The sequence below is a fragment of the Rhodovulum strictum genome (assembly GCF_009649175.1).
Classification (GTDB): domain Bacteria; phylum Pseudomonadota; class Alphaproteobacteria; order Rhodobacterales; family Rhodobacteraceae; genus Rhodovulum; species Rhodovulum strictum.
In genome coordinates this window covers 303,100-315,128 of sequence record NZ_WJPO01000001.1, presented here as the reverse complement: position 1 = coordinate 315,128, position 12,029 = coordinate 303,100, and the positions used below count along the sequence as shown (strand labels likewise).

Here is a 12,029-nt window from a genome sequence, read left to right as displayed (position 1 = left end):
AAAACCGAAGCGCCACAAATGATCGTGAAACCGGATGCCGACAGGCTGGCCGAAACGGCGCGTGCCGCCGCGTGCGAGGGCAAACTCCCCCCGGTCGACAAGTGGAACCCGCCCTTCTGCGGCGATATCGACATGCGCATCGCGCGCGACGGCACCTGGTTCTACATGGGCACGCCGATCGGCCGGGCGCCCCTGGTGCGGCTGTTTTCGACCATCCTGAAACGCGAGGACGGGCGGTACTTCCTGGTCACGCCGGTCGAGAAGGTGGGGATCACGGTCGAGGATGCCCCCTTCATCGCAGTGGATTTCGAGCGTGCGGGCGAGGGCGCGGCGCAGATCCTGACCTTTGTCACCAATGTCGGCGACCGCGTGGCCGCAGGCGCCGATCACCCGATCCGCGTGCTGCGCGACGCCGCGACGGGCGAGCCTGCGCCCTATGTTCATGTCCGCGGCGGGCTGGAGGCGCGGATCGACCGCAAGAGCTTTTACCGGCTGGTCGAGATCGGCACGGTTGAACCGCAGGACGGGCAGGACTGGTTCGGGCTGCGCTCGGGCGGGGCGTTCTTCCCCGTGATCCCGGCGGCCGAGTTGCCCTGAACCATGCGTTGGGGGGTGCGGGGCGCCCGGCGGCTGCCGTCAATGCGCCGCGGCCCAGTTCGCGCCTTGCCCGGCATCGACCACAAGCGGCACGTCAAGCTTCACCGCAGGCATCGCTGCCCCTTCCATCACCGCGCGCACCCGGCCGATCAGGTCGTCCGCCGCGCCCGCCTCCACCTCGAACACAAGCTCGTCATGCACCTGCAACAGCATCCGCGCAGGCAGACCGCCCAGCGCGGCGGGCATCCGGATCATCGCCCGGCGGATGATGTCGGCTGCCGTGCCCTGGATCGGCGCGTTGATCGCGGCGCGCTGGGCAAAGCCTGCCTGCGGCCCCTTGGCGCCGATCTCGGGCGTGTGGATCCTGCGCCCGAACAGGGTCTGGACGTATCCGTTCGCCTTGGCGAAGGCCACCGTGGCCTCCATATAGGCCCTGATCCCCGGAAACCGCTCGAAATAGCGGTCGATGAAGCCCTGCGCTTCACCGCGCGGGATGCGCAATTGCCGGGCAAGGCCAAAGCCAGAGATGCCGTAGATCACGCCGAAATTGATCGCCTTGGCGCGGCGCCGGATCTCGGGCGTCATCCGGTCGAGCGGCACGTCGAACATTTCGGAGGCGGTCATGGCGTGGATGTCGTGACCGTCGCGAAACGCCTGTTTCAGCGCGTCGATGCCTGCGACATGGGCAAGGATGCGCAGCTCGATCTGGCTGTAATCGAGGCTGACCAGAACCTTGCCCGCATCGGCCACGAACGCCTCGCGGATGCGCCGCCCGTCTTCGGAGCGGACGGGGATGTTCTGAAGGTTCGGATCGGTCGAGGCCAGCCGCCCCGTCACCGCGCCCGTGATGACATAGGATGTATGCACCCGGCCGGTTTCGGGATGGATATGGTCCTGCAACGCATCCGTATAGGTCGATTTCAGCTTGGCGATCTGGCGCCAGTCCAGCACGCGGGCGGGCAGGTCGTGGCCCTCGGCGGCCAGATCCTCCAGCACATCCGCCCCGGTGCCATAGGCGCCGGTCTTGCCCTTCTTGCCGCCCGAAAGGCTCATCTTGTCAAACAGGATTTCGCCCAGTTGCTTTGGGCTGCCGACATTGAACCTTTCGCCTGCCAGTTCATGGATCTCGGCCTCCAGCCCCGCCATCTTCTGGGCAAAGGCGTTCGACATGCGCGAAAGCGTGTCGCGGTCGACCTTGATGCCGGTCATCTCCATCTCGGCCAGCACCGCGACCAGCGGGCGTTCCAGCGTCTCGTAGACGGTCGTCACCTTTGCCCGGTGCAATTGCGGCTTGAACAGCTGCGCGAGGCGCAGGGTGATGTCGGCATCCTCGGCGGCATATTTCACTGCCTCGTCGATCGGCACCCGGTCGAAGGTGATCTGCGCCTTGCCCGTGCCCAGCAGCGACTTGATCGGGATCGGGCTGTGGTCGAGATAGCGTTCGGACAGCGCATCCATGCCATGCCCGTGCAGCCCGGCATGCATCGCGTAGGACATCAGCATCGTGTCGTCGATGGGCGCGACCGTGATGCCATGGCGGGCCAGAACCTTGGCGTCGTATTTCATGTTCTGGCCGATCTTCATCACGGCGGGGTCTTCGAGCAGCGGCTTGAGCAGCGCCAGCGCCTCGGACAGCGGCATCTGCCCCTCGGCCAGCGCATCCGCGCCGAACAGGTCGCCCCCGCCGGTCTTGTGGCCGAGCGGGATGTAACAGGCCCGCCCCGGCTCGACCGCCAGCGAGATGCCGACCAGATCGCAGCGCATCTCGTCCAGCCCCGTGGTCTCGGTATCGACCGCGACCCAGCCCCGCGCCTGCGCCGCCTCGATCCAGCCCCGCAGCGCCGCCGCGTCGCGCACGCATTCATAGGTTTCGGGGGTGAAGGGCAGCCGCGCGGGGGCCTCGGCCGCGGCCGGGGCGGGGTCGGCGGCGGCGGGTGCATCGACCCCCAGCGCCTCGGCGATGCGCCGGGTCAGCGTGCGGAATTCCATCTGGTTCAGGAAGGCCAGAAGGCTGGCGGGATCGGGCCTGCGCACCTCCAGATCGTCCAGCGTCACCTCCAGCGGCATCGCCTGATCCAGCGTCACCAGCCGCTTGGACAATTCGATCTGCGCGCGATGCTCGATCAGCGTCTGGCGCCGCTTGGGCTGGGGGATCTCGTCCGCGCGGTCCAGCAGCGTTTCCAGATCGCCGAATTCCTGGATCAAAAGCGCGGCGGTCTTGATCCCGATGCCGGGCGCGCCGGGGATGTTGTCGACCGAATCGCCCGCCAGCGCCTGCACATCCACGACACGGTCGGGGCGGACGCCGAATTTCTCCTCGACCTCCTCGACCCCGATACGCTTGCCCTTCATCGCGTCCAGCATCTCGACGCCATTGCCGACAAGCTGCATCAGGTCCTTGTCCGAACTGATGATCGTCACCCGCCCCCCGGCCTCGACCGCCCTACGGGTCAGGGTAGCGATGATGTCGTCGGCCTCGAACCCCTCCTGTTCCAGACAGGCGATGTTGAAGGCGCGCGTCGCCTCGCGGGTCAGGGGGATCTGCGGGCGCAGATCTTCGGGCATCTCGTCCCGGTTGGCCTTGTAAAGATCGTAAAGATCGTTGCGGAAGGTGTGGCTGCCCTTGTCGAACACCACGGCCACATGGGTCGGCGCATCGGGGCCGGAATTGTCCTCCACATATTTGTGGATCATGTTGCAGAAGCCCGAGACCGCGCCCACCGGCAGCCCGTCGGATTTCCGCGTCAGCGGCGGCAGCGCGTGAAAGGCGCGAAAGATGAAGGCCGAGCCGTCGATCAGGTGCAGATGGCAGCCCTTGCCGAATGTCGTGCCCATGTCCTTGTCCCCCTTGGCCGTGCGATCCGGTCTTGCCACGATGGCGCGCGCTTCGCCAGCCTTCAGGCACAGGGCGCGGTGGCGGCCTCGGCGGCTTCGAGCGCGATCAGCCGGTCCAGATCGGCCCCCTCGATCCGGCCCAGAACGGCGGTGCGGCCCACCACCAGCGCGGGCGTGCCGTAAAAGCCGAACAGATCCGCCAGCCCCCGGCTGAGCGCCAGTTGACGGTCGATCCCGGGTGCCGTCATCTCGGTGCGCAGCCGCGCGCCATCCAGCCCCATCGCATCGGCCAGCCGGCCCAGCGCCTCGGGCGTGGGCACCAGCCGCCCGGCCGCGATCCGCGCGTGAAAGGCAGGCCCCGCGCCCTGTTCGGCCGCCGCCAGAACCGCGCGCGCCGCCAGAACCGACGCCTCGCCCAAGAGCGGCAGTTCATGCCAGGCGAGCCGGATCGAGGGCGCCGCCCCCCCGGCGCGTTCGCGCAGCAGGGGCGTCATCACCCGGCACCAGGCGCAGCGCACATCGGTGAAATAGGCCACCGGCACCGCCCCCGCGCCGAGCGCGCCCCCAAACAGCGCCGCACAGGGATCGCCCACCGGCAGCCGCGGCGCGGTATCGGGATCAAGCCCGATCAGCAGCGGCGAACCCGCCGAAACCGCGCCCTGCTCAAGCCGCCGGAACCCCGGCAGGCCCGCAATCGGCGCGAAATCGAAGCCGGGCGGAAAGGCCCGCCGCCACAGCCCGGGCCCCGAGGCGATGGCCCCATAGGCCAGCGCGATGCCCCCCAGCCATAACAGGTTGCGCCGCAGCCGCCCGCGCGGGTCGGGCGCGCTCATCCCAGCCGGTCGGCAAAGCTTTCATGCACGAAGCGCTTGTCGCAATAGCCGCAATCGACAAAGCCCGTCTCGTGCGGGATCACCAGCCAGACGCGCGGATGGCCCAGCGCGGGGCCGCAGCCATCGCAGGCCACGCGCCACTGGCGCACGATCTCGGTCTCGGGGGCGTCGATCGCGCGCGGGTCGCGGGAGGCATTTGTGGTCATCTCTGGGCTCCGCTCGTTGCCGGGGCGACGGGGTCGCGTTAGGTCAGGGGGCATGATAGCGATGCCCCCGTGACGGGCAAGCGGCAGAGGCGCGAGATGGGCGAAAACGCGATCGAGATCGAAGGGCTGACCAAGACCTATGCCGCCAGCGGCAGCCAGCCCCCGAAACAGGCGCTGAAAGGGGTCGATCTGGCCATTCCGGCGGGCGCGATCTTTGGCCTGCTGGGGCCGAACGGCGCGGGCAAGTCCACGCTGATCAACATTCTGGCGGGGCTCGTGCTGAAAAGCTCGGGCAAGGTGCGGATCTGGGGCTTCGATCAGGATGTGAACCCGCGCCAGTCGCGCGCCGCCATCGGGGTCATGCCGCAGGAGTTGAACATAGACCCGTTCTTTACCCCCCGCGCCGCGCTGGAGGTGCAGGCGGGGCTTTACGGCGTGCCGAAATCGCAGCGCATCACCGACCGCATCCTCAAGGCCATCGGGCTGGAGGACAAGGCCGATGCCTATGCGCGCAACCTGTCCGGGGGGATGCGGCGGCGGCTGTTGCTGGGCAAGGCGCTGGTCCATCGACCGCAGGTGCTGGTGCTGGACGAGCCGACCGCGGGCGTCGATATCGAACTGCGCCAGATGCTGTGGACCAATATCCGCCGCCTGAACGAGGAACAGGGCACCACGATCATCCTGACCACGCATTACCTGGAAGAAGCCGAACAGATGTGCGGCGAGATCGCGATCATCAATCATGGCGAGGTGATCGCCCGGGATTCGACCGCGGCCCTGATCGGACGGATGGATGCCAAGACGCTGGTGATCCACCCCGAAGACCCTGTCGGCACCCCGCCCGCCATGCCGCCCGGGGTCGAGACCTGCACCCGCCGCGACGGCGCGCTGTGCTTTACCTATCGGCGCAGCCAGATCGCCACCGGCGCCGTGATCGAGGCGGTGCGCAGCGCGGGCATCACCATCCGCGACATCGCGACCGAGGAACCGAATCTCGAGGACGTGTTCGTGGAACTGACCTCCTCCAGGGGCGCTGCGTGAGCCGGGTGATCCTGTTCAACAAGCCCTGGGGGGTGCTGTCGCAATTCACCGACGAAGGCGGCGGCGGACGACCGACGCTGGCGGGGTTCATCAAGATCCCTGGCGTCTATCCCGCCGGGCGGCTCGACCGCGACAGCGAGGGGCTGCTGGTGCTGACCGATGACGGGCAGTTGCAGGCCCGCATCGCCGATCCGCGCAACAAGATGGCCAAGACCTATCTGGTGCAGGTCGAGGGGGTTCCCTCTGACGCCGCGCTTGAGGCGCTGCGCCAAGGCGTGACGCTGAAGGACGGCCCGACCCGGCCCGCCGGGGTGCGCCGGATCGAGGGCGACCCGCCCGGGCTGTGGCCGCGCACGCCGCCGGTGCGGTTCCGCAAGTCGGTGCCCGATTGCTGGATCGAACTGACCATCACCGAGGGCCGCAACCGGCAGGTGCGCCGGATGACGGCCGCGGTGGGCCACCCTACCCTGCGGCTGATCCGCTGGCGGATCGGCGAATGGACGCTGGCGGGGCTGGACAGCGGGGCGTGGCGCGCGGCCTGAGGCCGGAAAGGGGGGCGCTGCCCCCCGTCCTTGCGGACTCCCCCCGGGATATTTCCGGCCAGAAGAAGGCTCAGGCGAACAGCACCAGCGAGCGCGCGTCCCAGGCGACGCGGGCCTCGGTGCCGCGTTCCAGAACGGGGCGACCGACGAGATTCTTCATCGAGATGGTCATCGGCCGCTCGACCCCGTCAAGGCGGACCTCGTAATAGGTCATGTCGCCGTAATAGGAGAGATCCTCGACCACGCCGGTCGCCACGCGCCGGTCGGTGGTTTCGCCGGGATAGAGGATCGACATGGTTTCGGGGCGGATGCCGACGCTCTGGGTCTGGCCGGGATGCCAGCCGCCGGGCAGCTGGTCGGGGCCGATCACGGCGCGGCCGAGCCCGGCGGCCTCGACCTCGATATGGGTTTCGTCGGCGACGGTGGCGCGGGCGGGCAGGAAGTTCATCACCCCGATGAACTCGCCTACCTTGCGGCTGACCGGGCGGCGATAGAGCATCTGCGGCGTGTCGAGCTGCGCGATCTGGCCCTCGAACATCACCGCGATGCGGTCGGACATGATCAGCGCCTCTTCCTGGTCATGGGTGACGAGGATGAAGGTGATGCCGACCTGGCGTTGCAGTCGGCGCAACTCTCCCTGCATCTGGTCGCGCATCTTCTTGTCGAGCGCCGAGAGCGGCTCGTCGAGCAGCAGGACCGTGGGTTCGAGGATCAGCGCGCGCGCAAGCGCGACCCGCTGGCGCTGGCCGCCCGACAGCGCATGCGCCGCGCGTCCGCCATAGCCCGAGAGTCCCACCATGGCGAGCGCGGCCTCGACCCTGGCGGCCTTGTCGGTCTTCGACAGCCGCGTACGGCGCAGGCCGAAGCCCACATTCTCGGCCACGCTGAGATGGGGAAAGATCGCGTAGGACTGGAACACCATGTTGGTGGGCCGCTTGTTCGCGGGCACCCCGGCCATGTCCTGCCCGTCGATGAAAAGCCGCCCTGCGGACAGATCCTCGAAGCCTGCGATGGTGCGCAGCAGCGTGGTCTTGCCGCAGCCCGAGGGGCCGAGCAGCGAGAAGAACTCGCCCTGCCGGATCTCGGCGCTGATGCCGCGCAGCGCATGGTAGTCGCCGTAATACTTCTCGACCGCCTCCAGCGTGATGATCGGCCGGGCGGTGGCGCGCGTGTCTTTCACAGGAATCCTCCGGCGTCTTTCTGCCCGGTGCGCGCGGCGCCCCGGCGGCGGGCATATTCGGCAATCGCCAGCAACAGCACCGAGGCCAGCACCAGAAGCGTGCCCAGCGCCATGATCACCGGCAGCCGCTGCGGAAAGCGCAACTGTCCCCAGAGATAGACGGGCAGCGTCGGTTCGGTCCCGGTCAGGAAGAAGGCGATGATGAACTCGTCAAGCGAGATGGTGAAGGCGATCAGCAGCGACGAGATGATGCCCGGCATCACCAGCGGCAGCGTGACCAGCCGGAAGCTGGACAGCCGCGTTTCGCCCAGATCGACCGCCGCCTCCTCGAGCGACAGGTCGAGCCCCTGGAAGGCCGAGTTCAGGATCGCGATGGAAAACGGCGTCGCGATCAGCACATGGCCCAGGATCACCGTCCAGGCGCCCAGCGACAGCCCCAGTTGCAGCAGCACCACCAGAAGCGAGACCGCGACGATGATCTCGGGCAGCACGAGCGGCAGCATGATGAGCCCCATCACCCCCTTCTTGCCGGGAAAGGCAAAGCGGGTGGCGGCGCGCGCGGCCAGAACGCCCAGACAGGTGGCCAGGATCGCGGTGCTGACCGCGATCTTGAGGCTGTTCAGCACGGCGGCATGCAACGCCGGGATTTCGGTCAGTTGCTCGAACCAGCCCCAGGTGAATCCGCGCAGCGGGAAGGCGATCACCGTGCCGTCATTGAAGGCAAAGACCGGCAGAAGCGCGATCGGCGCATAGAGGAAGGCGAGATAGAGGATCGCGTAGACGCGCAGCGGGCGTTTCATTGCCGGCCTCGCAGGAAACGGCGGTTGAGGAAGACGAAGACCAGCGCCACCGCCGACACCATCGCCATGGTCAGCACCGCCAGCGCCGCGCCCATCGGCGCATTGTTCAGCCGCAGGAACTGGGTCTGGATCATGTTGGCGATCATCCGGCCGTCCGGCCCGCCCACCAGCATCGGCGTGACGTAATCGCCGATGGTCGGGATGAACACGATCAGCACCGCCGCCACCACGCCGGGCATCGCAAGCGGCAGCGTCACCCGCCAGAAGGTCGAGAGGTACCCCTCGCCCAGATCGCGGCTGGCCTCGTGCAGCGAGCGGTCGATCTTTTCCAGCGCCACGAAGATCGGCAGGATCGCGAAGGGCGCATAGGCATGGGCAAGCGTGATGACCACCGCATTCGCGTTGTAGAGGATGAAGGTCAGCGGTTCGTCGATGATACCAAGGCCCAGAAGCGTGGTGTTGAACACCCCGTTATAGCCCAGGATCACCTTCCACAGGAAAACCCGGATCAGGTACGAGGTCCAGAACGGGATGGTGATGAGGAAGATCCACATCGCCTTGCGTTCGGGCGGGACATAGAACGAGACGTAATAGGCGATGGGAAAGGCGGTCAGCACCGTCGCCGCCGTCACCGCCGCCGAGATCATCAGCGAGCGCAGCAACAACTGGCGATAAAGCGGATCGGACAGCGCCTCGCGGTAGTTCTTGAGCGTCAGCGTGGTGTCGATGGTCAGGTAATCCTGCGACCAGAAGCTGAACAGCACGATCGCGCCCAGCGGCACGGCCAGCAGCAACAGCGCATAGGCCAAAGGCGTCGCCACCAGCAGGTAGCCCTGCGCCGCCTCGCTCCGGCCGATCCGCGGCCCCCTGATCCTGTCGCTCATCCGTTGCGCGCGCCTCCAGATTCGCGGCGATCATGTGTAGGGTTGCTGTCCTGCGCAAGCCCCGCACGGGCCATGGCGGACGAAAAATCGGGCGCCTGCCCGAAAAGGCGGCGGAACGGGCGCGGCCCGCGCCGCACCCGCCATGCAGACGGGTCGGCAAGGGCCGCCCTCTGGTCAGCCGGGGGCCGGATCAGGCCGGGGCCAGCATCCGGCCCAGATCGCGCCCGCCCAGGATATGCACATGCATGTGCGGCACCTCCTGGATGGCGTCGCGGCCGGAATTGGCGATCAGCCGGTAGCCTGCGCCCCCCTCGCCAGGCTGCAAGCCCTTTGCCCGGCAGATCTCGCCCAGGACGCGGGTGAAATCGGCGATCTCGGCGGCCGAGGCGTCCTGTGCGAAATGGTCGAAGCAGACATAGGGCCCCTTGGGGATCACCAGCACATGCACCGGGGCCTGCGGCGCGATGTCGTTGAAGGCCAGCGTGTAGGTGGTTTCCATCACCGTGTCGTTCGGGATCTCGCCGCGCAGGATTCTGGCGAACACGTTCTGATCGTCATAGACATAGGGCATGGGGGTTCCTCAATCGGCGAAAAGCTGGTCGGTCCTGGCGATCTTGCCTGCCGCTTCGTAAGGGATCGAGAGGAACTGCGCCAGAGCGGCCGTGTTTTCGGCGGGCGCGCGGCGCTGGTCGATGCGCAGAAGACCGGCAAAGCCCGCCCCGTCCAGCCGGTCGCTTTCAAAGGCGATGTCGCGCCGGATCGTCGGCAGCAGCCGGTCCAGCGCCTCGGCCGGGGTCTGCTCGCCCGCCAGACCGACGCGCCGCGCATGCCCGGCCAGATCGGCATCGCTGAAATCGCAGCGGATTTCCAGCACCCCCACGCGGGCGCGGTCGGTGTGGAAATCGCGCATCGCCTCGATGCCCGAGGTGTCTAGGCAGATCGCCAGCCGGTCGGTGCCGAAATGGTCGAACAGCATCCGCACCAGAGCGCGGCGGTGGCGGTTGCGCTTTTCAAGGCTTTCCCCGATGCCGCCCAGATCGGGCAGGCCCGCCGCCTGTTCGTCGAACAGGTAGCCGACCCCCGGCACGTCCGCGACCTCGGCCATGCGCGCGACCAGCCGCCGGGCCAGATGCCATTTCTTGCTGGTCACGATCAGCAATTCGCGCCCGCTGCCCAGGCTTGCCTCGGTTTCCCAGATGCGCGGCGCGAAGCGGCGCCCGACCCTTCCCCGGCCGGTCAGGAATTCATGCAGCCGCCGCCCCTCGTCCGAGATCGGAAAGCGCAGGCCGGTCGCGGCGTAAAGCGTGCCCAACCGCGCCTTGAGCGCCTGCGCCTCGGGCGAGATCTTGCGCGCGAACAGGTAATCCTGCGCCAGCAACAGGTCGTAATGGTCGTTGTAAAAGCTCACCGGCATCCCGTAATCGGTGAACATCAGGAAGGTTGGCGATCTGGTGCTGATCTCGGCCTCGGGCACCAGATGGCGCACCAGCGTCTGGAAAAAGCTTTCGTCGGGGATCCATGTGCCGCGAAAGAATCGCACCACGTCGGGCCGGGCGCGGATGAAATCCAGCACCACCTCGACCGTGCGGCGACGCAGGCACCACCACTGGCTGCCGATCATCACCCGCAGATCGGCCGGGATCGCGCGCCTGAGCCCCAGCCGCCGCTGAACCGCAAGCGCGGCATGGAACAGCCGCCTGTGGCGGCGCTCGTTGAACGGATGGCGATAGATCAGCCGTTCTTCCCGTATCCCGGTGCGGATCCAGTCCGAGCGGAAGAAATCGAAGCTTTCGATATGGTCGGCGTCGCGCGCATCGAGAAAGGCATGGGCATGTTCGGCCGTCTTGATCGGCATGCAATCGCCCGACAGCATGTAGAAATGGCTGGCACGCGGGAATGCCGCCAGCGCCGCGCGCAACGCTTCCAGCGTCGCCGCGACCAGAGACCACGCGCCCCAGCCGCATTTCACCCGCCGACGCGCGAACACGACCCCCGGATCGCCCGCCAGCGCCGCCCTTATCGCCGCGAACTCGGCCGCGGGCGCGCGCCCGTCATAGTGGATCGCGACGTAATCGCCTGCCGCGCACAGCCGCCGGGCCTGGGCAATGACCTCGTCTGGTGCCTTGTGGCACAGAAGGATAAAGGCGATTCTCGCCATCGCGTGCGGCCCAGCTCCGGTTTTTCGCGTGCGCCGACCATGCCCCGGTCTTCGTTGAAAATTTGTTATGAGTCTTTCGCCTAGAACGGGTCAGAGGCGGCGCAGGTTCCCGCCATCGCAGCGGAGGCGAGGATGGGCTTTCCCGGCACCTGGATGACGACCAGCGAAAGCATGGTCTACCGCGTCGTGCCGAAATGCGCCTGCTCGACCATCGGCCAGATCCTCTATTACTCGGATCATGGGCATTTCTTCGACGGCGACATCCATGATGCCACCGAAGGGCTGCACAAATGGGCGCAAGAGGACAGCCAGGGCCCGATCGACCGTGTGGTGCGTGCCCGCAGAGCGCCCGCCTTTACCTGCGTGCGCAATCCCTATTCCCGCATCCTGTCGTCGTTCTTCGACAAGATCTGCGGCATCCAGCGCAATGGCAACCGCTATCGCGGCAAGCTGGTGCCGATGCTGGTCCAGAAGTACGGCATAGATGTCGGCGGCGCGGATGGCAGCGCCGAATTCGACCAGATCGCCAGCTTCCGCCGCTTTCTGCTGTTCGCCCGCGACACCATCCGCTGGCGAAAACCGATGGAGCCCGACATCCACTGGTCGGCCATGTCGGGCCATATCTCGACCTTCATCCTGGGCGGCGGGCGCTATGACCGCATCTTCTTCACCGAACGTTTCGACGAGGGGATGCAGGCCGTGCTGGACGCCGCCGCCCCCCCGCACCGGGTGGACCTCGCCGCCATTCCCCGGTTCAACGAATCCGCATCCCACGGGCCAAAGCGTGCCCACCCGGTCGAGGCCTATTTCGACGACCTCGCCATGCATCTGATGCACGAGATCTATCGCCGCGACTTCGAACTCTTTCGCTACGATTTCGCCAATCCCGCCAACCGGATGCCGCTGGGCGAGATCGACCTTGACGAGGTGCATGCCAAGCTGGGCGACTGATC

12 protein-coding genes are annotated in these 12,029 nt (G+C 67.2%); 4 read left to right on the top strand and 8 right to left on the bottom strand.

Annotation, left to right across the window (positions count from 1 at the left end):
• Positions 1–18: 18 nt before the first annotated feature.
• Positions 19–597: a DUF1285 domain-containing protein gene (locus GH815_RS01545; protein ID WP_153747004.1), complete on the top strand. Its 579-nt coding sequence runs from the start codon at positions 19–21 to the stop codon at positions 595–597.
• 39 nt (positions 598–636) lie between these two features.
• Here the strand turns inward: GH815_RS01545 and polA are convergent, their stop codons facing one another.
• The 3 genes from polA to GH815_RS01530 all read right to left on the bottom strand — a co-directional run bounded on the left by polA (position 637) and on the right by GH815_RS01530 (position 4,471).
• Positions 637–3,432: a DNA polymerase I gene (gene polA, locus GH815_RS01540; RefSeq protein ID WP_153746958.1), complete on the bottom strand. Its 2,796-nt coding sequence runs from the start codon at positions 3,430–3,432 to the stop codon at positions 637–639.
• A 62-nt stretch (positions 3,433–3,494) separates the two neighbouring features.
• A complete protein-coding gene (locus tag GH815_RS01535; protein WP_153746957.1) occupies positions 3,495–4,265 on the bottom strand; it encodes a DsbA family protein in 771 nt (256 codons plus the stop codon).
• On the bottom strand, positions 4,262–4,471 hold the full coding sequence (locus tag GH815_RS01530) for a zinc-finger domain-containing protein (protein ID WP_153746956.1): 210 nt from the start codon (positions 4,469–4,471) through the stop codon (positions 4,262–4,264). Before GH815_RS01530 ends, GH815_RS01535 begins: the two co-directional genes overlap by 4 nt.
• A gap of 96 nt (positions 4,472–4,567) precedes the next feature.
• Between GH815_RS01530 and GH815_RS01525 the strand changes: the two genes are divergently transcribed.
• Both GH815_RS01525 and GH815_RS01520 read left to right on the top strand, forming a co-directional pair.
• Entirely contained in the window at positions 4,568–5,512 is a 945-nt protein-coding gene (locus GH815_RS01525; protein ID WP_153746955.1) for an ABC transporter ATP-binding protein, read from the top strand.
• A complete protein-coding gene (locus GH815_RS01520; protein WP_343030605.1) occupies positions 5,509–6,054 on the top strand; it encodes an rRNA large subunit pseudouridine synthase E in 546 nt (181 codons plus the stop codon). The genes GH815_RS01525 and GH815_RS01520 overlap by 4 nt, the downstream gene beginning before the upstream one ends.
• Positions 6,055–6,124: 70 nt before the next feature.
• On the opposite strand, the gene GH815_RS01515 is transcribed toward GH815_RS01520, so the two are convergent.
• The 5 genes from GH815_RS01515 to GH815_RS01495 all read right to left on the bottom strand — a co-directional run bounded on the left by GH815_RS01515 (position 6,125) and on the right by GH815_RS01495 (position 11,076).
• Positions 6,125–7,234 (bottom strand): ABC transporter ATP-binding protein, encoded by a 1,110-nt coding sequence (locus GH815_RS01515; protein ID WP_343030604.1) that lies wholly within the window; start codon positions 7,232–7,234, stop codon positions 6,125–6,127.
• On the bottom strand, positions 7,231–8,034 hold the full coding sequence (locus GH815_RS01510) for an ABC transporter permease (RefSeq protein WP_153746954.1): 804 nt from the start codon (positions 8,032–8,034) through the stop codon (positions 7,231–7,233). The genes GH815_RS01515 and GH815_RS01510 overlap by 4 nt, the downstream gene beginning before the upstream one ends.
• Positions 8,031–8,918 (bottom strand): ABC transporter permease, encoded by an 888-nt coding sequence (locus GH815_RS01505; RefSeq protein WP_153746953.1) that lies wholly within the window; start codon positions 8,916–8,918, stop codon positions 8,031–8,033. The genes GH815_RS01510 and GH815_RS01505 overlap by 4 nt, the downstream gene beginning before the upstream one ends.
• A gap of 190 nt (positions 8,919–9,108) precedes the next feature.
• Positions 9,109–9,489, bottom strand: a complete 381-nt coding sequence (locus tag GH815_RS01500) for an HIT domain-containing protein (RefSeq protein ID WP_153746952.1) — start codon at positions 9,487–9,489, stop codon at positions 9,109–9,111.
• Between the two features lie 9 nt (positions 9,490–9,498).
• Positions 9,499–11,076, bottom strand: coding sequence for a DUF5928 domain-containing protein (locus tag GH815_RS01495; protein WP_153746951.1), 1,578 nt, complete (start codon positions 11,074–11,076; stop codon positions 9,499–9,501).
• A gap of 132 nt (positions 11,077–11,208) precedes the next feature.
• On the opposite strand from GH815_RS01495, the gene GH815_RS01490 reads away from it, so the two are divergent.
• Complete coding sequence (locus tag GH815_RS01490) at positions 11,209–12,027, top strand: sulfotransferase family protein (RefSeq protein WP_153746950.1); 819 nt, start codon at positions 11,209–11,211, stop codon at positions 12,025–12,027.
• Positions 12,028–12,029: the final 2 nt, after the last annotated feature.

What these genes read in the sequence shown, in the direction of transcription:
- GH815_RS01530 (WP_153746956.1), bottom strand. Translation starts at nt 4,471, where the DNA reads ATGACCACAAATGCCTCCCGCGACCCGCGCGCGATCGACGCCCCCGAG.
- GH815_RS01535 (WP_153746957.1), bottom strand. Translation starts at nt 4,265, where the DNA reads ATGAGCGCGCCCGACCCGCGCGGGCGGCTGCGGCGCAACCTGTTATGG.
- GH815_RS01495 (WP_153746951.1), bottom strand. Translation starts at nt 11,076, where the DNA reads ATGGCGAGAATCGCCTTTATCCTTCTGTGCCACAAGGCACCAGACGAG.
- GH815_RS01505 (WP_153746953.1), bottom strand. Translation starts at nt 8,918, where the DNA reads ATGAGCGACAGGATCAGGGGGCCGCGGATCGGCCGGAGCGAGGCGGCG.
- GH815_RS01545 (WP_153747004.1), top strand. Translation starts at nt 19, where the DNA reads ATGATCGTGAAACCGGATGCCGACAGGCTGGCCGAAACGGCGCGTGCC.
- GH815_RS01500 (WP_153746952.1), bottom strand. Translation starts at nt 9,489, where the DNA reads ATGCCCTATGTCTATGACGATCAGAACGTGTTCGCCAGAATCCTGCGC.
- GH815_RS01510 (WP_153746954.1), bottom strand. Translation starts at nt 8,034, where the DNA reads ATGAAACGCCCGCTGCGCGTCTACGCGATCCTCTATCTCGCCTTCCTC.
- GH815_RS01525 (WP_153746955.1), top strand. Translation starts at nt 4,568, where the DNA reads ATGGGCGAAAACGCGATCGAGATCGAAGGGCTGACCAAGACCTATGCC.
- GH815_RS01490 (WP_153746950.1), top strand. Translation starts at nt 11,209, where the DNA reads ATGGGCTTTCCCGGCACCTGGATGACGACCAGCGAAAGCATGGTCTAC.
- polA (WP_153746958.1), bottom strand. Translation starts at nt 3,432, where the DNA reads ATGGGCACGACATTCGGCAAGGGCTGCCATCTGCACCTGATCGACGGC.